Origin of the sequence: Niallia circulans (assembly GCF_007273535.1) — a bacterium.
Lineage (GTDB): Bacteria > Bacillota > Bacilli > Bacillales > Cytobacillaceae > Niallia > Niallia circulans_B.
This window is the reverse complement of record NZ_RIBP01000004.1, coordinates 1,030,001-1,050,930: the sequence shown is the minus strand read 5'-3', so window position 1 is coordinate 1,050,930 and position 20,930 is coordinate 1,030,001. Positions and strand designations below refer to the sequence as shown.

At 36.9% G+C, this 20,930-nt stretch carries 19 protein-coding genes (1 of these 19 cut by a window edge); 9 read left to right on the top strand and 10 right to left on the bottom strand.

The features are described 5' to 3' along the window. Positions 1-240: 240 nt before the first annotated feature. The gene (gene yyaC / locus CEQ21_RS13225; RefSeq protein ID WP_185764920.1) at positions 241-861 is read left to right on the top strand and encodes a spore protease YyaC; all 621 of its coding nucleotides are present in this window, start codon (positions 241-243) and stop codon (positions 859-861) included. A 30-nt stretch (positions 862-891) separates the two neighbouring features. Here the strand turns inward: yyaC and CEQ21_RS13220 are convergent, their stop codons facing one another. From CEQ21_RS13220 to rpmH, 10 genes are all read right to left on the bottom strand, one after another. Further along, on the bottom strand, positions 892-1,749 hold the full coding sequence (locus CEQ21_RS13220) for a ParB/RepB/Spo0J family partition protein (RefSeq protein WP_185764919.1): 858 nt from the start codon (positions 1,747-1,749) through the stop codon (positions 892-894). After that, on the bottom strand, positions 1,742-2,503 hold the full coding sequence (locus tag CEQ21_RS13215) for a ParA family protein (RefSeq protein WP_127738806.1): 762 nt from the start codon (positions 2,501-2,503) through the stop codon (positions 1,742-1,744). Before CEQ21_RS13215 ends, CEQ21_RS13220 begins: the two co-directional genes overlap by 8 nt. Positions 2,504-2,925: 422 nt before the next feature. Further along, positions 2,926-3,819, bottom strand: coding sequence for a nucleoid occlusion protein (noc, locus tag CEQ21_RS13210; protein WP_185764918.1), 894 nt, complete (start codon positions 3,817-3,819; stop codon positions 2,926-2,928). Positions 3,820-4,062: 243 nt separating this feature from the next. Then, positions 4,063-4,782 (bottom strand): 16S rRNA (guanine(527)-N(7))-methyltransferase RsmG, encoded by a 720-nt coding sequence (gene rsmG, locus CEQ21_RS13205; RefSeq protein WP_185764917.1) that lies wholly within the window; start codon positions 4,780-4,782, stop codon positions 4,063-4,065. Positions 4,783-4,876: 94 nt separating this feature from the next. Beyond that, a complete protein-coding gene (gene mnmG / locus CEQ21_RS13200; RefSeq protein WP_185767266.1) occupies positions 4,877-6,757 on the bottom strand; it encodes a tRNA uridine-5-carboxymethylaminomethyl(34) synthesis enzyme MnmG in 1,881 nt (626 codons plus the stop codon). Positions 6,758-6,805: 48 nt separating this feature from the next. After that, complete coding sequence (gene mnmE, locus CEQ21_RS13195) at positions 6,806-8,191, bottom strand: tRNA uridine-5-carboxymethylaminomethyl(34) synthesis GTPase MnmE (protein ID WP_185764916.1); 1,386 nt, start codon at positions 8,189-8,191, stop codon at positions 6,806-6,808. Positions 8,192-8,556: 365 nt separating this feature from the next. Further along, complete coding sequence (gene jag / locus CEQ21_RS13190) at positions 8,557-9,195, bottom strand: RNA-binding cell elongation regulator Jag/EloR (protein ID WP_185764915.1); 639 nt, start codon at positions 9,193-9,195, stop codon at positions 8,557-8,559. Further along, positions 9,192-9,971, bottom strand: coding sequence for a YidC family membrane integrase SpoIIIJ (gene spoIIIJ / locus CEQ21_RS13185; protein WP_127738801.1), 780 nt, complete (start codon positions 9,969-9,971; stop codon positions 9,192-9,194). The genes jag and spoIIIJ overlap by 4 nt, the downstream gene beginning before the upstream one ends. A 98-nt stretch (positions 9,972-10,069) precedes the next feature. After that, on the bottom strand, positions 10,070-10,420 hold the full coding sequence (gene rnpA, locus CEQ21_RS13180) for a ribonuclease P protein component (RefSeq protein WP_185764914.1): 351 nt from the start codon (positions 10,418-10,420) through the stop codon (positions 10,070-10,072). A 191-nt stretch (positions 10,421-10,611) separates the two neighbouring features. Further along, positions 10,612-10,746: a 50S ribosomal protein L34 gene (gene rpmH / locus CEQ21_RS13175; RefSeq protein WP_127738799.1), complete on the bottom strand. Its 135-nt coding sequence runs from the start codon at positions 10,744-10,746 to the stop codon at positions 10,612-10,614. A 754-nt stretch (positions 10,747-11,500) separates the two neighbouring features. On the opposite strand from rpmH, the gene dnaA reads away from it, so the two are divergent. From dnaA to CEQ21_RS13135, 8 genes are all read left to right on the top strand, one after another. After that, positions 11,501-12,841: a chromosomal replication initiator protein DnaA gene (gene dnaA / locus CEQ21_RS13170; protein WP_213087342.1), complete on the top strand. Its 1,341-nt coding sequence runs from the start codon at positions 11,501-11,503 to the stop codon at positions 12,839-12,841. A gap of 185 nt (positions 12,842-13,026) precedes the next feature. Beyond that, the gene (gene dnaN / locus CEQ21_RS13165; protein ID WP_185764913.1) at positions 13,027-14,160 is read left to right on the top strand and encodes a DNA polymerase III subunit beta; all 1,134 of its coding nucleotides are present in this window, start codon (positions 13,027-13,029) and stop codon (positions 14,158-14,160) included. 237 nt (positions 14,161-14,397) lie between these two features. After that, positions 14,398-14,610: a S4 domain-containing protein YaaA gene (gene yaaA, locus CEQ21_RS13160; RefSeq protein ID WP_185764912.1), complete on the top strand. Its 213-nt coding sequence runs from the start codon at positions 14,398-14,400 to the stop codon at positions 14,608-14,610. Between the two features lie 17 nt (positions 14,611-14,627). Continuing rightward, positions 14,628-15,746 carry a DNA replication/repair protein RecF gene (gene recF / locus CEQ21_RS13155; protein WP_185764911.1) on the top strand — a complete coding sequence of 373 codons (1,119 nt, stop codon included), beginning with the start codon at positions 14,628-14,630 and terminating at the stop codon, positions 15,744-15,746. 15 nt (positions 15,747-15,761) lie between these two features. Continuing rightward, a complete protein-coding gene (gene remB / locus CEQ21_RS13150) occupies positions 15,762-16,010 on the top strand; it encodes an extracellular matrix regulator RemB (RefSeq protein ID WP_185764910.1) in 249 nt (82 codons plus the stop codon). A 73-nt stretch (positions 16,011-16,083) separates the two neighbouring features. Beyond that, the gene (gene gyrB / locus CEQ21_RS13145) at positions 16,084-18,009 is read left to right on the top strand and encodes a DNA topoisomerase (ATP-hydrolyzing) subunit B (RefSeq protein ID WP_419181616.1); all 1,926 of its coding nucleotides are present in this window, start codon (positions 16,084-16,086) and stop codon (positions 18,007-18,009) included. A 73-nt stretch (positions 18,010-18,082) separates the two neighbouring features. After that, positions 18,083-20,593, top strand: coding sequence for a DNA gyrase subunit A (gyrA, locus tag CEQ21_RS13140; RefSeq protein WP_185764909.1), 2,511 nt, complete (start codon positions 18,083-18,085; stop codon positions 20,591-20,593). Positions 20,594-20,789: 196 nt separating this feature from the next. Beyond that, positions 20,790-20,930, top strand: the 5' end (the start) of a protein-coding gene (locus CEQ21_RS13135; RefSeq protein WP_185764908.1) for an HD-GYP domain-containing protein. 936 nt of this gene lie beyond the right edge of the window; the window shows 141 of its 1,077 coding nt (coding positions 1-141); the start codon lies at positions 20,790-20,792; its stop codon lies off the right edge, out of view.

Here is a 20,930-nt window from a genome sequence, read left to right as displayed (position 1 = left end):
TTTAACAGTTTATAAATTTACTTTGAAGTAATAACCTACCTGTTATTTAATAGGTATATTTACTCATAATCAACTAGTTACCCCCCTTACTTTTTCCCTCTTTATTATAGATTTGGCATGAAGATGTATAGTTTTTAATATATATCCGTATAATGTTATTACTTTAACTTTCTTGAATACCGTTAAAAGCTGAAAATGCCTTGCTTATTTATAGTTTCCTAGCGTAAAGGAGTAGATTTAATGAGCATCTATACTAATATATTTGATAAAAATGAACTCCCAATTAGAATTGCTCATAATGAGCAGTTAGCTTCTTACAAACTGGCTGATGCTTTATATAAGCAATTGCCCCCTGCTTCTTCTGAACAACCAATAGTATTTATTTGTATTGGAACCGACCGCTCTACAGGTGATTCCCTTGGCCCCCTTGTTGGAACACTATTAGCTGAAAAAAAGCTGGGCTCTTTTTTTGTATATGGTACGTTGAACGATCCTATTCATGCTTTAAATTTAGAAGAAAAAATCAGCGAAATTAAAGAAAATCACGCCAATGCCTTCATCATTGGAATAGATGCCTGCTTAGGTAGAATGAAGAGTGTAGGTGTTGTACAAATTGGTGACGGTCCTGTTAAACCAGGAAGCGGAGTAAAAAAAGAGCTTCCACCAGTTGGTGAAATTCATATTACAGGTATTGTGAATATCAGTGGGTTCATGGAATTTCTCGTTCTGCAAAATACGAGACTTAGCCTTGTTCTTGATATGGCTAAAACTATTTCAAAGGGAATCTATCAAAGCAGCTTACGGTATAGATACGCTGAAAACCAAGAGGAATATACTGCCCTCCAAGAACGTCCTATATAACAAAAAAAGAAACCAAATTTGGTTTCTTTTTTATATTTCCTGATCGCTATCCAAAAGCTGCAAAATTCTTTCTAAATCATTTTCAGAAAAGAACTCTATCTCTATCTTGCCTTTGTTTTTTGTCTGTTTGATATTGACAGTAGTACCAAATCTTTCTCTAAGGAAGGATTCCTGTTCCTTTATGAAGATATTCTTCGGTTCTTTTTTTTCATCCTTTGTTTCACGTGAAACATCTTCATTCAATTGTTGGATTAAATATTCTAGTTGTCGTACATTCAAGCCTTCTTTGACTGTTTTTTCAACTAAAAGCGGCAATTTTTCTTTGTTTTTTAAACCGAGCAAGGCTCTTCCATGCCCCATTGAAATCGTTCCATCTGTAATCATTTCTTGGACGGCTGGTGGTAAGGATAATAATCTCACATGATTGGCAATGTGCGGTCTGCTTTTGCCAAGTCGCTTCGCTAACTCTTCTTGTGTGAAGTTTAGCTTTTTCATCAACAGTTGATAAGCATGTCCCTCCTCAATTGGGGACAAATCCTCACGCTGAAGATTTTCTAATACGGCAAGCTCCATCATTTGCTGTTCTGACAGATCTCTTACTACTGCTGGAACGACGTCCAAATTAGCCTCTTTTGCAGCGCGATAACGTCGCTCTCCAACAACAATTTCAAAGCCTTTAATGCTTTTGCGAACAATGATCGGCTGCAAAATACCATGTTCCAAGATTGAGGCTTTCAGTTCTTCAATGGCTTCTTTCTCGAAAACTTTCCTTGGCTGATAAGGGTTTGGTCGTAATTCTTTTATATTTAATTCTTTAATTACTTCTTCCTTTTCTACTTCCATGCTTGGAAAAAAAGCGTCAAGACCTTTCCCTAATCCTTTAGCCACTTGTAACCACTTCCTTTGCCAACTCTAAATATACTTCTGCTCCACGGGATTTTGGATCATAGATGATGATTGGTTCACCATGACTTGGCGCTTCACTTAATCGTACATTTCGAGGGATAATCGTTTTAAATACTTTATCCTGGAAGTATTTTTTAACTTCTTCAATTACTTGCAGTCCTAAGTTTGTGCGAGCATCAAGCATTGTCAGTAAAACACCTTCAATTGCAAGCTCATGATTCAAATGCTTTTGCACTAATCTTACTGTGTTCAATAACTGGCTTAGTCCTTCTAATGCATAATACTCACATTGTACAGGTATTAAGACAGCATCTGATGCGGTCAAAGCATTGATTGTTAGCAATCCCAATGATGGCGGGCAATCAATCAGAATATAATCATATCTGTCTTTCACTTCTTCTAAAGCTCGTTTTAAGCGGACTTCTCTGGAGATAGTAGAAACTAGTTCTATTTCTGCACCAGCCAATTGAATAGTTGCCGGTATTACATCAAGGTTTTCTACATTTGTTGCTTTGATGACTTGGCTTGCTTCAATATCATCAACTAATACATCATAAATGCAATGATCTACATCTGCTTTTTCAATACCAACACCGCTAGTGGCATTCCCTTGTGGATCTGTATCAACTAAAAGTACTCTTTTACCGATATAAGCTAAACAAGAGCCAAGATTGACTGAAGTTGTCGTTTTTCCGACTCCTCCTTTTTGATTAGCTACCGTTATTACTTTCCCCATGATGTCACCTACCTTTACTACATAAATTACCTTCTGTTATTAGAAGATGTTGTATTTTTATTTATTTAAATAAGACAAGAAAAAGTTATTTTATTGAAAAATGAGGTGTTAAAACCTATTTTCAGTAATTATGAACCAATTCTATTCCTAAAAAAGAAAGAGAACTAGTACAATCAACTATTATTTTATCATGAAAACTCCTAAATATCGTCATTTTTTAATAGACTTTATCATATATAGAAGCATAGCTCTAGATTTTTATAATCTATATGATTCAGAAAGCCTATTTTTCTGTCAAAAGAATAAAAGCAATTAGCTAGATTTTCATAGAAAAAGGCTATTTTAGGCAAAAAAAAAGTGAGAAATTGAAACCTAATTGGTTAATATTCTCACAGTGAGTTATTTATATTCATTTATAATAGCTATTTCTTTTTTGGAATTTTAATAGTGAATTGATAAAAGTCTTCAAACTCTTCTTCTTCAGCATTTAAGTTAATACCACTGTCTGAAACCATTGTAAGGGATTGTCGAATTGTATTAACAGCAATACGCATATCCTTGCTGAAAGCTTTTCTTTTTGGCTTTGGCTTTGGCTTTTGCTCTGCCTGCTCCAGCATTTTGGCAACACGTTCCTCTGTCTGCTTAACATTTAAATTCTTCTCTAAAATTTCTTCAAGAAGTTTAAGCTGTTTTTCCTGTTCTTTCAATGGAATCAAGGAACGGGCATGACGCTCTGAAATTTGTTTGTTTAATAATGCTTCCTGTATTTCATCAGGTAACTTCAGCAGTCTTAGCTTATTGGCAACTGTTGATTGCCCTTTGCCTAAACGCTGGGCAAGCGCCTCTTGCGTCAGGTTATGAAGTTCTAGTAATTTGCCATATGCAACAGCTTCTTCTATTGGTGATAATTCTTCCCGTTGAAGGTTCTCTATCAATGCAACAGAGGCAGTCTCCGTATCACTCATATTTTTGATGATAGCAGGAGCTTCTTCCCACCCTAGTTTTTTCATTGCACGCCAGCGTCTTTCACCAGCGATTATTTCATATTTACCTCTATCAAATTCTCGGACAACGATAGGCTGTATAATACCATGTGTATGGATCGTTCTTGATAATTCTTCTATTTTTTCATCATCAAATACAGTTCTTGGCTGAAAACGGTTTGGAACAATCTGACTAATTGGCAATCTATTGATCTCTTCATTATTCACCATTTTTTCAAGCTCCTCATTAGCGTCTACCGTCTCGAATTGACTTTCTTCTGTGTTATTCCCTTTTTCGCCTAGGCCAAAAAAGCGTGAGAAAGAAGGCTTCAAAACCTGCACCACCTTTACGAAACTCCCTATTATTTATAAATTCAAACTTTTGCTGCAATATATTAAATATAATAAGAAACTTCTTGAATTTTCATTTAATGTGCTTTTTATAGTTATATTATATAGTAGATAGAAAAAATGATATAGTACAAAAAATAAGATAATCGCTTGAATAAGTAACTGCCAAAGCTTATTTGTTCACTATTTCGAAATGAATATATGCTATCTTACCATAGCATATATTCATTCAATTGGTTCCTTGTTCGGGGTACCTGGTTTTCTTGGGTATTTCTTAGGCGTTTGTTTCTCTTTAGCAATAACGAGAATGTTACGCTCACTTTCTTCAATTGGAAGAGTGAAGGAATGTGTTTCAACAAGCTTCCCTCCCAGAAGAGCGATTGCTTTTTTACCAGCTTCCACTTCCTCCTGTGCACTTGCTGCTTTCATAGCTACAAATGAACCCCCTACCTTCACCAATGGCATACAGAGTTCACTAAGAACAGATAAACGTGCAACAGCTCTTGCTGTAACCATATCAAAGGATTCTCTATAGTCTTTATTTTGCCCAAAGGTTTCGGCACGATCATGGATAAACTGAACTTCCTTAAGCTCAAGTGATTTAGCTAAATGCTCTAAAAACTGAATTCTTTTGTTCAGTGAGTCCACAATTGTTACTTTAAGCTGTGGGAAAGCAATTTTTAAAGGAATACTAGGAAATCCTGCGCCAGCACCAACATCACAAATATGAATAGGCGACTTTAAGCTGTCTACATAAAAACCAGCTGATATTGAATCATAAAAATGTTTTAAATATACTTCAGATTGTTCTGTAATGGCTGTCAAATTCATTTTTTCGTTCCACTCTACAAGTGTTTCAAAATAAATTTTTAACTGTTCCATTTGTCTGTCTGAAAGCTCCAAACCTTTTTCTTGGAGCATTTGCTTAAATAATTCTGTATTCATGACTGCTCCCTTTCCATTCAAAGTTCATATGTATACATAAAAACAGGACTGCTTATTGCCTGAAAATATTTCAGGCAATAAGCTATTCATTTGTTTATACTCGTGCAATGCGCCCTTGTTCCAAATATACTAATAGTATGGATATATCTGCAGGATTTACTCCAGAGATTCTAGAAGCCTGTGCCAAAGATAATGGTCGCACAGTTTTCAACTTCTGCTTAGCTTCTGTTGCAAGGCTAGAAATAGCATCATAATCAATGTTTTCTGGTATTTTTTTGTTTTCCATTTTCTTAAGGCGGTCTACCTGCTGCAATGATTTATCAATATAGCCCTCATACTTAATTTGGATTTCCACCTGTTCTGTTACTTCATCTGATAAAGCAACCTCACTTGGTGCCAATAAATGAATATGTTTGTAATTCATTTCTGGTCTTCTTAGCAGGTCAGCTGCTTTAATTCCATCTTTCAGTTCACTGCCACCTTGTTCTCTTATAACAGTTTGAACTTGTTCATTCGGCTTAAGAATAATCTCTTTTAAGCGTTTTTGTTCTTGCTCAATCTGCTTCTTCTTGTCAGTAAACATTTTGTATCTTTCATCCGTAATCAATCCAATGTCATTACCGATGTCTGTTAAGCGCAAATCAGCGTTATCATGACGTAATAACAGGCGATATTCAGCTCTTGATGTCAGCAGTCGGTAAGGTTCATTCGTGCCTTTTGTGACAAGATCGTCAATTAATACCCCGATATATGCATCAGAACGGCTTAGAATCAGTTCTTCTTTGTCCGTAGCATTCAATCCAGCATTTATTCCGGCCATTAACCCTTGACCTGCAGCCTCTTCATAGCCTGATGTTCCGTTAATTTGGCCTGCAGTATACAGGTTCTTGATTTTTTTCGTTTCCAATGTTGGCCATAACTGTGTAGGGACAATCGCATCATATTCAATTGCATAGCCTGCTCTCATCATTTGTACATTTTCCAGTCCTGGAATGGTACGAAGAATTTCTTGCTGGACATCCTCAGGTAAGCTTGTTGACAAGCCTTGCACATAAACTTCCTGTGTATTTTTTCCTTCTGGCTCAAGGAAGATTTGATGTCTTGGCTTATCATTAAAGCGAACGACCTTATCTTCAATAGAAGGACAATAACGTGGACCTGTTCCCTTAATCATTCCAGAATACATTGGGGAACGGTGCAAGTTGTCATCAATAATTTGATGTGTCGTTTCATTTGTATACGTAAGCCAGCATGGCAATTGTTCCGTAATATATTTTGTTGTCTCATAAGAAAATGCTCTTGGAACATCGTCCCCTGGCTGAATTTCCGTTTTGCTGTAGTCAATTGAATGACTGTTGACACGCGGGGGAGTTCCTGTTTTAAAACGAACAAGATCAAAACCAAGCTCCTGTAAATGCTCCGACAGACGAATAGATGGCTGTTGATTATTCGGACCGCTTGAATATTTTAGCTCGCCCAGAATAATTTCGCCACGTAAATAAGTTCCTGTCGTTACTACAACCGTTTTAGCAGTATAGGTAGCTCCTGTTTTCGTGATAACACCTTTTACAGTATTGTCTTCCACGATAAGCTGTTCAACCATTCCTTGAACCAAAGTTAAGTTTGATTGATTTTCCAGCGTTTTTTTCATTTCGTGCTGATACATATATTTGTCAGCTTGTGCACGAAGAGCCCTTACTGCTGGCCCTTTCCCTGTATTCAACATTCTCATTTGAATATAGGTCTTGTCGATATTTTTTCCCATCTCTCCGCCAAGTGCGTCAATTTCCCTAACAACGATCCCTTTAGCTGGACCCCCTACAGAGGGATTACACGGCATAAAAGCAACCATATCTAAATTTATCGTCAACATTAATGTGTTGGCGCCCAATCTTGCGGCAGCAAGACCTGCTTCACAGCCAGCATGTCCTGCCCCAATCACAATAACGTCATAATTTCCTGCTTCGTACTGCATCATGGTGCCTCCTAATAGCATCTTTTTGTGCAAAATTAAAAATCTTTTTTATTTCCCTAAACAAAATTGGGAGAATAGCTGATCAATTAGGCTTTCGTGTACACTATCACCAATAATTTCACCAAGTAATTCCCAAGTTCTAGTTAAATCTATTTGGACAATATCAATTGGTGTTCCCATTTCAACACCGGAAATAGCTTCATTAATCGATTGAAGTGCTTGGTTTAACAGTGATATATGTCTTGTGTTAGACACATATGTCATATCACTTGCTTCGATGACACCCTCAAAGAACAGACTTGAGATTGCCTCCTCAAGCTGATTAATACCCTTATCCTGCAGCAATGATGTTGTAACCATCTTTTGATTTGCTGATATTTCCTTTATGCGGTCCATGTCAATTTTCTGTGGAAGGTCTGTCTTATTTACAATGACAATATAGTCCATTCCCTCTACTGCTTTAAATAACTTGATATCCTCTTCCGTTAAGTCGTCTGCGTAATTGAGAACTAGCAAAATAAGATCCGCTTCTTTCAATACCTTCCTTGACTTCTCCACTCCGATTCTTTCTACAATATCCTCTGTTTCACGAATACCTGCTGTATCTAAAAGGCGCAGAGGTACACCGCGCACATTTACGTATTCTTCTATTACATCACGAGTTGTACCAGGAATATCTGTCACGATTGCTTTATTATCCTGGACAAGACTGTTAAGCAAGGATGATTTTCCTACATTTGGACGGCCGACAATAACAGTTGAAAGTCCTTCTCGCAAAATTTTTCCTTGCTGGGATGTCTGGAGAAGCTTTCTGATCTCTTCCTGGACAAATTTAGATTTATCAAGCATTAGCTGATGTGTCATTTCTTCTACATCATCATATTCAGGATAATCTATATTAACCTCCACCTGGGCAAGTGTTTCGAGAATTTCTTGCCTTAAGCTTCTGATTAGCTTAGACAGCCTTCCCTCCATTTGTCCTAATGCCACATTCATCGCTTTATCTGTTTTTGCTCTGATTAGATCCATAACAGCTTCCGCTTGAGACAAGTCGATTCTGCCATTAAGGAAAGCTCTTTTTGTAAACTCTCCTGGTTCTGCAAGTCTTGCCCCGTTCGTAACAAGCAATTGCAGAAGTCGATTAACAGAAGCCATTCCACCATGACAGTTAATTTCAATAACATCTTCTTTTGTAAATGTTCTAGGGCCCTTCATCACTGAAATCATTACTTCTTCAATTATTTCTTCTGTGCCAGGGTCGACGATATGGCCATAATGAATGGTATGGCTCGCTACCTCTTTTATTCTTTTATTACCGATGCTTTTAAATACCTTATCTGCAATCAAAAATGACTCTGGTCCACTCATTCTTACAATTGCAATCGCTCCCTCTCCCATCGGTGTGGAGATTGCGGCTATAGTATCAAATTCCATTCTTTCACCTCAAATCAAAATGATCTATTTATATAAAAAATTGACGTAAACTTATCAACACTCATTTTATTGTTACAATAGATTAGATTATCATATCCACAGCTTTTAAAAAAGAAAAAAATCCGCACACTTATCCACATTACTATTAAATTCATTATTACTATTTTATCTTATCCACATGTGAATAACAATAAAACACACCAAAAATAGCGCTGTTAAGACAAATAATTCACAGATTTAATAAGGAATGGACTAAAATTTTTCTTTTTATTGTAGAAGAGGTTGTTTTTTAGCAGAAATTTTGGAGGTTAAACTAATAAGAAGCACAAAAAAAGACAATCCCCAAAGTAGAGATTGTCTTTTTTTTATTTATTTCTTTGAGTGGATCTTTTTTCTGGAGAGATAATAATATGCCTGAATGCATCTTCTCCCGAGGAATGGGTGCTGATGCCTTTCATTTTTGTAAGAGTGTTATGAATAACCTTTCTTTCATTCGACGGCATGGGCTCCAGAGTAATTTCTTTATTTAACTTAAGGGCTTTATAGGCTGTCCTTTCAGCAAGCTGTATAAGGGCTTGTTTCCTTCTTTCCCGATAGTTTTCTGCATCGAGCGATACCTTTAAGTATTCGGAGGAATTTTTATTTATAGCCAGTTGAGTCAAATATTGAAGCGAGTTAAGCGTCTGGCCTCTTTTTCCGATAAGAAGGGCAATTTTGTCCCCTTGTAATTCAAAAAAGATATTTCTGCCTGTTTTTTTAACCGAAATGGATACATCCACTCCCATTTTGTCACATACTTCTCGCAAAAACTGTTCTGCTGACTCAGCAGGTGTTTCAAGCTTCCTCACCGTTACAGTTGCAGAGCGGGCCCCAATTCCTAAAAAACCTTTTTTTCCTTTATCAACAACAATGATTTCGGCTTGATTCTTTGTTGTCTTAAGCTGAGCTAAAGCTGATTCCACTGCTGCTTCGACTGAATGTCCTGTAGCAGTTACTTCTCTCACTTTTTAGCTCCCTCCAATTTTCCTGTTTGGCCAGGCTTCTTCAGCTCTGGTCCTTTAATGAAATACGTTTGGATAATTGTGAAAATATTACCTACAACCCAATATAATGAAAGTGCTGCTGGGAAGTTAATTGCAAATACTAAAATCATGATAGGCATAATATATTGCATCATAACCATTTGCGGGTTTTGGCCTGCAGTACCAGCCATAGTCATTTTTGTTTGAATAAATGTCGTTATCCCTGCAATAATCGGCAGTAGGTAGAACGGATCTGGCTGACCTAAATTAAACCATAAGAATTCATGCTGCGCAATTTCCCTTGTACGTGAGATTGCATGGTAGAATCCGATTAAAATTGGCATTTGAACGATCAATGGGAAACATCCAGCCAGTGGATTCACTTTGTTTTCTTGGAAAAGCTTCATTGTTTCTTCTTGGAGCTTTTGCTGTGTCTTTTGATCCTTAGAGCTATATTTTTTTCTTAATGCTTCCATTTCAGGCTGTACTGCCTGCATTGCTTTGCTGTTTTTTGTTTGCTTAATCATTAACGGCAAAATTACAAGACGAACCAAAATCGTTACGATAATTATGGAAACACCAAAGTTTCCGCCGGCAATTTCTGCTGTTTTGATGATGAGCATAGACAATGGATAAACAATATATTCATTCCAAAAGCCTTCACTGTCTGAAGTGATTGGCTGATTAAACTCTGTACACCCAGTTAAAATAGCCATTAAAAATAATAGACCAAATAGCAATCCTAATTTTTTCTTCAACCGTCATATCCTCCTGTTAATAGATAATAGAGCCCTAATTAGCTTATGGCTTCATTGTATCCTAATCTCTTCATATAGGAAACGCTTAACTTGAATTTTCACTGAATCTTTCTTTTTAACACCTTTGCTATCTTTAGAACATGAAGGAGGCTTCTTTTCGTTTCTTCATATTCCATTTCTGCTAGTGGCTTTCTAGCAATGATGACATAATCAGCTTCATTTTCTATAAGGTCCCCGATTTCAAGGAAAGCTTGTCTAATATATCGCTTAATTTTATTTCTCATGACAGCATTCCCTATTTTTTTACTAACAGAGAGTCCTATTCTAAAGTGATCTTGTCCACTTTTTTTATACTTATAAACTACAAACTGCTTATTGCCAAATGATTGTCCCTTTTTAAATACCTCTTGGAACTCTTTACTTTTTTTTACGCGATATTCTTTCTTCAAATCATTTACTCCTTATTTATTCCATACTTTCCGAATCTATATTATTTATGTACATTCCAACATAGAAACATCCTTGCTTCAAAACCAGGAGTTTATATTTCCATTATAGTATGAGCTCTAGCAATTTATTCTAAGAGCTTGTAATTTTACAGTCCTTTTTATCAAAAAAAGACCACTGACGTTTCAGTGGCCTAAGCTGATAATACTTTTCTTCCTTTGCGTCGACGACGAGCTAAGACATTACGTCCATTTGGGCTGCTCATGCGGCTGCGGAATCCGTGAACTTTACTTCTTTTACGTTTATTTGGTTGAAAAGTTCTTTTCATTGTATATGACACCTCCCTGAGGAATAGCTGTTACAGACAGTCCTTACAATTATATAAACATAGTCGATTGATTGTCAACCATTCATTTGTTTTATGCTTTATTTATCGTTCTCTCTAAAAACAATTTTTAATTGCCTAATGTTTTATAACATCGGAAAACTACTGTAAAACACATGCTACGTACTTTATGTCTTTCTGAATAGTAATAATAAGGAATTCAACGCTTTTTGTCAATATGGCTGTCATTTTACACTTTAAAAGGTTCCCGATTTTCGCCTATAAACTCTTTACTACAAGCAATAAAATCTTCTAAATCTTTGTCGAAAAAAAATCACTCTGCTGGTTGTGGATAAAATTTCGACATTTTTTTTAATATCCACAATACTTATTTACAGGTTTTTAACAAACTAATAACCTGTGGACATTTATTATCAACAACTTGTTTCGCTTGTGGATAAGATATGAAAAACCATTGCAGTTATTATGATTTTTTGATATTATAGTTTTGTTTTCACATTTGAATAATTTCTGTGTATAACTAAATTATCCACAGAGTGTGGATAAGATGTGGACAGCTTATTAGACATCTCTTGAAATAGTTGTCCACAAATAGTGGATACTGTCGAAATGCTACTTTACTTCCTTATTATATATTTTTCCACAGATCATAATTAATAATACTGGCAGATTAGCACATATTTAAAAGATCTGTTCTTTTCAGCACGCAAATAAAAAGAAAAAGGAGGGAAATTGGTTGGAAAATATTGCGGATCTATGGGATAAAGCTTTAGGCAATATCGAAAAAAAAATCAGCAAACCAAGCTTTGATACATGGCTAAAAGCAACGAAGGCACATGCCCTTCAAGGTGATAGCTTAATCGTAACAGCTCCTAACGAATTTGCTCGAGACTGGTTGGAAGAACGATACTCCCAGCTTATTTCTGACATTCTTTACGAAATAACTGGTGAAGAACTTGGTGTAAAATTCATAATTCCTCGTAATCAAAAGGAAGAAGAATTTGATCTTCAAATCTCCTCTAAACAAAAGAAAAAAGAGGAAGAAACAACTGAACAGACAATACTTAATTCAAAATATACCTTTGATACATTTGTAATTGGATCGGGAAACCGATTTGCTCATGCTGCTTCACTGGCAGTAGCGGAAGCACCAGCAAAAGCCTATAATCCACTATTTATATATGGGGGCGTAGGACTTGGAAAAACCCATTTAATGCATGCAATTGGACATTATGTTTTAGATCATAACCCTGCGGCGAAGGTTGTTTATTTATCTTCAGAAAAGTTCACTAACGAGTTCATCAATAGTATTCGAGACAATAAAGGCGCAGAATTCCGCGACAAATATCGGAATGTGGATGTGCTTCTTATAGATGATATTCAGTTCCTTGCTGGAAAAGAATCAACACAGGAAGAATTTTTCCATACATTTAACACGCTGCACGAGGAAAGCAAACAAATTATCATATCCAGTGATAGACCACCAAAAGAGATTCCGACTTTGGAAGACAGGCTTCGTTCACGATTTGAATGGGGACTTATAACAGATATTACCCCTCCTGATTTGGAGACAAGAATCGCGATTCTCCGAAAAAAGGCTAAAGCAGATGGTTTGGATATTCCAAATGAGGTTATGCTGTATATCGCAAATCAAATTGATTCCAACATTCGTGAACTAGAAGGAGCGCTCATAAGAGTTGTTGCTTATTCCTCTTTAATCAACAAAGACATTAATGCTGATCTTGCGGCAGAGGCATTAAAAGATATCGTCCCTAGCTCAAAGCCGCGCGTAATTACAATACATGATATACAAAAAGTAGTCGGGGAGCTTTTCAGTGTAAAGCTAGAGGATTTCAAAGCCAAAAAACGAACGAAGTCCATTGCTTTTCCTAGACAGATTGCTATGTATTTATCACGAGAGCTTACTGACTTTTCCCTTCCGAAGATTGGCGAAGAATTCGGTGGAAGAGATCACACTACAGTTATCCATGCGCATGAAAAGATCTCAAAACTACTAGTATCTGATTCCATCCTGCAAAAGCAGCTGAAGGAAATCAATGAATTATTAAAAGTATAAAGCTGAATACTGTGTATAACTTTCACTAACTTAGACACAGTCTATCCACATGTGGATAGACTGTGTTTCCTTTGAAAAATCGAGTTGTCCACAAATTAACAGGGCCTACTACTATTACTACGATCTTTTAAAGAAATATTATTATAAAATACGCAATTAAAAATAATGATGACGGAGGATCAATTATGAAATTTATCATCCAAAAAGAAAATCTTGTACAAAGTGTACAGGATGTAATGAAAGCTATAACTAGCAGAACGACGATTCCTATTCTTACAGGTATAAAAATTGTAGCGACAGAAGAAGGCGTAACTCTAACAGGAAGTGATTCTGATATTTCCATTGAATCTTTCATTCCTAAAGAAGAAAACGATGCAGTCATTGTAGAAGTTCAACGTTCTGGATCAATCGTGCTGCAAGCCAAATTCTTTAGTGAAATCGTGAAAAAACTTCCTACGAGTCAAGTTGAGATTGAAGTGGATAACCTGCAAACAGTCATTCGCTCAGGAAAATCTGAGTTTAACTTAAACGGTCTTGATTCAGAGGAATATCCGCATCTACCACAAATTTCCGAAGAAAATATCTTTAAGATCCCAACTGACCTGTTAAAGAATATTATTAAGCAAACTGTTTTTGCGGTGTCCACCTCAGAAACACGCCCAGTGTTGACAGGTGTAAACTGGAAGATTGAAAATGATGATTTAATCTGTATTGCAACAGATAGCCATCGCCTTGCTCTAAGAAAAGCTAAAATAGATGCAAATACAGAACAGACATTTAATATTGTTATTCCAGGAAAAAGTTTAAATGAATTGAACCGGATTTTAGATGATCATAATGAGCCAGTGGAAATTGTTGTTACCGAAAACCAAATTCTATTCAAGGCGAAGCATATTTTATTCTTCTCTCGTCTTCTTGAAGGGAATTATCCTGATACAAACCGTCTTATTCCGACAGAAAGCAAAACAGAGATTGTGGTTAATGCCAAGGAATTTTTACAAGCTATTGATCGTGCTTCCTTGTTGGCAAGAGAGGGGCGTAATAACGTCGTTAAATTCTCGACTATTGGTCAAGATGTTATTGAAATTTCTTCTTTTACACCAGAAATCGGTAAAGTTGTTGAAGAGCTTGTTAGTGAGTCAATTAATGGCGAAGAACTAAAAATTTCTTTTAGTGCAAAATACATGATGGATGCTTTAAAAGCTTTAGAGGGAACAGAAGTGAAAATTAATTTCACTGGTGCAATGCGACCATTCGTCATTAATCCATTAAACGATGATTCTATCTTGCAGCTTATCCTTCCAGTAAGAACATACTAAGCAATGACTTTTGAATAGGGTGTCCCGTTTGGGGCATCCTATTTTCCTTCAAAAGATATTTATTACGATGATCATCTTTTTATGAATAAATTTTTTATTTTAAAAAAAGTATCGTCAAATTCACTTGTAAAATGTCCTGAATACTACTAATTTATAGAAATATTTCAGTTTCCTTTGTGTATCCTTAAAATTTTTAGTAAAATAGAGAGATACGATTAAACTTGAAAGAGTGAAAAAATGAACAATCAAATTAAGATCGATACGGAGTATATAACGTTAGGCCAATTTCTAAAGCTTGCAGACATTATTCAATCTGGTGGAATGGCAAAATGGTTTTTAAGTGAACATGAAGTGTATATCAATGGAGAACAGGATCAGCGCAGAGGCAGAAAATTAAGAGCAGGCGACAAGATCGAAATCCCTTCTATTGGCACATTCACAGTTCTGTAAAAAAAGGATGATCCCTTATGTTTATTGAGCAACTGCATTTGAGGAATTACCGTAATTATGAGGACCTAGAAGTAGAATTTGAAAACAAGGTCAATGTCATTCTGGGGGAAAACGCACAAGGGAAAACAAATGTGATGGAATCTATCTATGTTTTAGCTATGGCTAAATCCCACAGAACTTCAAACGATAAAGATCTTATTCGTTGGGACTCCGATTATGCTAAAATAGAAGGTAGATTAAAAAAAGCACATGGGACCTTACCCATGCAGTTAGTTGTGTCTAAAAAAGGAAAAAAAGCTAAGTACAACCATATTGAGCAGCGTAAGTTAAGCCAATATATTGGTAATATGAATGTTGTGATGTTTGCACCGGAAGACCTTAACCTTGTTAAGGGAAGTCCCCAAATCAGAAGGAGATTTATTGATATGGAGATAGGGCAAATATCACCTGTTTACTTGCATGATATGAGCCAGTACCAAAAGGTATTGCAGCAGCGGAATACATACTTAAAGCAGCTGCAGATGAATAAGCAGTCAGATCACACCATGCTTGAAATACTGACAGAACAGTTTATTGACATGGCAGTGAAAATAATATCAAAGCGTTTTGAGTTCTTAGAACTTCTGGGAAATTGGGCAATTCCGATTCACAAAGGAATATCAAGAGGATTAGAAACGTTGGAAATTCAGTATAAACCCTCGGCAGATGTATCAGAAGACCTCGATTTGTCGAAAATGAGAAGAGTATACGAAGAAAAGTTTGCCAGTGTGAAAAAAAGAGAGATTGACCGAGGCATGACCTTATTCGGCCCACATCGAGATGATTTATTGTTTTTTGTTAATGGAAGAGATGTTCAAACTTTTGGTTCACAAGGTCAGCAAAGAACAACAGCACTTTCGATAAAAATGGCAGAAATTGAACTCATACATGCGGAAATCCGCGAGTATCCTATCCTCTTATTAGATGATGTGCTCTCTGAATTAGATGATTATCGACAATCTCATCTTTTGAATACCATCCAAGGGAAAGTACAGACATTCGTGACAACGACGAATGTGGATGGAATCGATCATCAAACATTAAAAGAAGCTTCCACATTCCAAGTGGAAGCAGGAACGATGAAAAAGATTCAATAGCTTTGAGGTGAAAAAGTGTACGTTCATATTGGTGATAATGTGCTTATAAGAACTGTAGATATCATTACAATTTTAGACAAACAAACAATTGGTTCCTCTGAGATAACAACTGAATTTTTAAATACGCAAAAGGAGACTACCATAAGTGGTGATCGTAATGCTTTTAAATCTATTGTAATTACGAAGGATGCCATTTATTATTCTCCAATTGCTTCCAATACACTAAAGAGGCGGTCATACAGACTAACGACACAGGATTATTAGTGTTGATGTGTCTAATAGGGTAGCATAGAGCAAATTTAGGATGTCAATAGAAAGTAAGGTGATCAATTTGTCAATGGAACATGATCCAATGGAGCAACAATCCTATGATGAAAGTCAGATACAGGTACTTGAAGGATTAGAAGCAGTCCGCAAAAGACCCGGAATGTATATTGGCTCAACAAGTGGAAAAGGCTTGCACCATCTCGTATGGGAAATTGTAGATAACAGTATTGATGAAGCGTTGGCAGGTTACTGCGATGAAATCAATGTCATAATAGAAAAAGATAACAGCATTACAGTTAAGGATAATGGACGCGGTATTCCTGTCGGGATTCATGAAAAGATGGGAAGACCTGCAGTTGAAGTAATCATGACAGTGCTTCACGCCGGCGGTAAATTTGGTGGTGGAGGGTACAAAGTATCCGGAGGTCTTCATGGTGTTGGTGCTTCTGTTGTTAACGCCCTTTCTTCCCTATTGGAAGTCTATGTTCACCGGGATGGAAACATTTATTATCAACAGTATAAAAAAGGGGTTCCACAGGCAGATCTTGAGATTGTCGGTGAGTCTGATGTAACAGGTACTACAACAAGATTTCAGCCAGATGGGGAAATCTTCAAAGAGACTCTCGAGTACGATTATGAAACATTAGCAAATAGAATTAGAGAGTTAGCCTTCTTGAATCGTAATATTAAAATCACGATAGAAGATACAAGAGAAGGTATGGAGAAGCGTAAGGAATACCACTATGAAGGTGGGATAAAGTCCTACGTAGAGCATTTGAATCGCAATAAAGAGGTCCTGTTTGAAGAACCTATCTATATTGAGGGAGAAAAGGAAGGCATTACTGTTGAGGTTTCACTCCAATATAACGACGGCTATACAGGAAACATCTTCTCGTTTGCTAATAATATCAACACACATGAAGGCGGTACACATGAATCCGGCTTTAAAACGGCTTTGACTAGAGCAATTAATGACTATGCAAGAAAAAATGGAGTTCTTAAGGATTCTGAAGCAAACCTGTCTGGAGAGGATGTAAGGGAAGGAATAGTTGCTATAGTATCTATTAAACACCCTGATCCTCAATTCGAAGGGCAGACGAAAACAAAATTAGGAAACTCTGAAGTCCGTGCAATCACAGACACAATTTTTGCGGAGCATTTTGAAAAATTCCTACTTGAAAATCCTTCGGTTGCAAGGAAGATTGTAGATAAGGGTCAAATGGCGTTAAGAGCCAGAATAGCCGCTAAAAAAGCAAGGGAATTGACACGTAGAAAAAGTGCATTGGAAGTTTCCAGCTTGCCTGGTAAATTAGCAGATTGTTCTTCTAAAGATCCTGCGATAAGTGAATTATTTATAGTTGAGGGTGACTCCGCAGGTGGTTCGGCGAAATCGGGAAGAGATCGACACTTCCAGGCGATTCTACCGTTAAGAGGAAAAATCCTTAATGTTGAAAAAGCTAGATTAGATCGTATCCTTTCAAATAATGAGGTTCGCTCTATGATTACCGCTATCGGTACTGGTATTGGCGAAGATTATGATATTTCTAAGGCTAGATATCATAAGGTTGTTATTATGACAGATGCGGACGTCGATGGAGCACATATACGAACACTGCTGCTCACTTTCTTCTACCGCTATATGAGAAAAATTGTAGAAGCAGGATATATTTATATTGCTCAACCACCGCTGTACAGTGTTAAACAAGGGAAAAAGCTCGAGTATGCTTATAATGACCGCCAGTTAACCGAGGTACTCGCAAACTTGCCTGCATCACCAAAACCAAATATTCAACGTTATAAAGGATTAGGAGAGATGAATGCAGAGCAGTTGTGGGATACAACAATGGACCCTGCAACTAGAGTTTTGCTGCAAGTAAGCTTAGATGATGCAATAGAAGCGGATGAAACATTTGAAATGCTGATGGGTGATAAAGTAGAACCGCGCAGAAACTTCATAGAAGAAAATGCGGTTTACGTTAAAAACCTGGATGTTTAAGATAAATGCAAAAGAATGACTATGGTGCTAAAGGAGATTTAGCACCTTGCGCTTTGCTTAAGGAGGTTCCTATATGGCTGATATGCCGAATTCTCAAATTAAAGAAATAAATATAAGCAAGGAAATGCGTACATCCTTCTTGGATTACGCAATGAGTGTCATTGTTTCCCGTGCACTTCCAGATGTTCGGGATGGGCTTAAACCCGTTCATCGCCGTATACTATATGCAATGCATGACTTAGGTATGCATTCAGACAAGCCATATAAAAAATCTGCTCGTATTGTTGGGGAAGTAATTGGTAAGTACCATCCTCATGGTGATAGTGCTGTATATGAAACAATGGTTCGTATGGCACAGGATTTCAACTACCGTTATATGTTAGTAGATGGTCATGGTAACTTTGGTTCCGTTGATGGAGATTCTGCTGCTGCTATGCGTTATACGGAAGCAAGAATGTCCAAAATAGCAATGGAGCTTTTAAGGGATATAAACAAGGATACAATCGACTACACAGAAAACTTCGATGGAGAAGAAAAGGAACCAGTTGTTTTACCATCTCGTTTCCCAAACCTTCTGGTAAATGGAACAAGCGGAATTGCGGTGGGGATGGCTACAAATATCCCTCCGCACCAGCTCGGAGAAGTTATTGATGGTGTTTTGGCTGTAAGCAGAAATACTGATATAACAATTCCTGAATTAATGGAAATCATACCTGGCCCTGACTTCCCGACAAGCGGAATGATCGTCGGAAGATCTGGTATAAGAAAAGCATATGAAACAGGCAGAGGGTCTATCATCGTAAGAGCGAAGGTAGATATTGAAGTAAAGCCGAACGGTAAAGAAGTAATTATCGTCAAGGAAATTCCTTATCAGGTTAATAAAGCTCGCTTAGTAGAGCGAATTGCCGAATTAGTGAGGGATAAAAAGATTGACGGTATTACAGACTTAAGAGATGAATCTGACCGAAACGGAATGCGGGTTGTTATTGAAGTCCGTAAGGATGCCAATGCTAACGTATTGCTTAATAACTTATATAAGCATACGGCAATGCAGACGAGCTTTGGAATTAACTTGCTAGCACTTGTAGACGGACAGCCTAAAGTCCTTAATTTAAAGCAATGCCTCGTTTATTATTTAGATCACCAAAAGGTTATTATTCGTCGCCGTACTGAATTTGAATTGAGAAAAGCAGAAGCTCGTGCCCATATATTAGAGGGGCTACGCATTGCGCTTGATCACCTTGATGAAGTAATTGCCTTAATTCGCGGTTCTAGAACAACGGATATTGCCAGAGAAGGTTTGATGAATAATTTCAAACTGTCAGAAAAGCAAGCCCAAGCTATCTTGGATATGCGTCTACAAAGATTGACTGGACTTGAAAGAGAAAAAATAGAAGAAGAATATAAAGAACTAGTGGCATTAATTCAAGAGCTGAAGTCAATCTTAGCTGATGAAGAAAAGCTGCTCGACATTATTCGTGAAGAGTTAAATGAAGTAAAAGAGCGTTTTAATGATAAACGCCGTACAGAAATTGTAGCAGGCGGTATTGAAAATATAGAAGATGAAGATTTAATTCCAGAAGAAAATATCATCATCACCTTAACACACAACGGTTATATTAAGAGATTGCCTGCATCTACATACCGTTCTCAGAAGCGTGGTGGACGAGGTATCCAGGGAATGGGGACGAATGAAGATGATTTTGTGGAACAGCTTAGTACCACATCCACACATGATACGATTTTGTTCTTTACGAATAAAGGGAAGGTATATCGCCTGAAAGGCTATGAAATTCCTGAATTTAGCCGTACAGCTAAAGGTATTCCAATCATTAACCTCCTCGGAGTGGAGAAGGGTGAATGGGTGAATGCTATCATTCCTGTATCAGAATTTGTAGATGATTGGTTCTTGTTCTTCACGACGAAGGAAGGAATTTCTAAACGTTCTCCGTTATCTTCTTTTGCTAACATCAGAAACAATGGTCTGATTGCAGTTAACTTAAGAGATGGAGATGAGCTTATTTCTGTACGTCTTACAGACGGAAATAAAGAAATCATCATAGGAACAAGAAATGGTTTGCTTATTCGTTTCCCAGAAACTGATGTACGTTCAATGGGAAGAACAGCTACCGGGGTTAAAGGAATAACTCTTTCTTCAAATGATGAAGTTGTCGGTATGGAAGTTCTTGAGGAAGGCTCTGAAATACTTATCGTTACGAAAAACGGTTATGGTAAAAGAACGTCTGCAGATGAATATAGAATTCAAGGAAGAGGCGGAAAAGGAATCAAGACCTGCAATATTACTGACAAAAATGGACCTTTAGTTTCCATGAAGGCAGTAAATGGTGAGGAAGATCTTATGCTTATCACTACAGGTGGTGTGTTGATTCGTATGGCTGTTAACGATATTTCTTCCATGGGCAGAAGCACACAAGGAGTTAAGCTGATTAAGCTTAACGAAAGTGAAAGTGAGTTTGTTGCAACTGTTGCTAAAGTAGAAAAAGAAGAAGAAGCTGAAACAGAAGTCCCTGAAGAAACAGCAGATGATAACGTAATGTCTGAAGTTGAGGAAACAGAAGAGTAAAGAGCTGCCAATGGCGGCTCTTTTTTATATAAAGGTTTTTATTTTATTACTAAAGAGTATGTTTTAATAGGTAAAAAGGTCTAATTAAATTTATAGAAAAGGGTAGATTGACAATTATTTTTAAAATAAAGTTATCAATCTGTTAAAAAGTGGAGTAAAATATAGTATAAAAGTCCTTGTAAGGGTGGAGTATTGCATGAATATTAATGTTGACCGATTAATTGCTGGCTGCATCTTAACTGAAGATGTTTTCAGCATGACAAATAGGCCAATAATCACTTCAAAAACTGTTCTGACAGATGAACATATAAATCTCCTCAAAGTTTTCCAAGTGAAA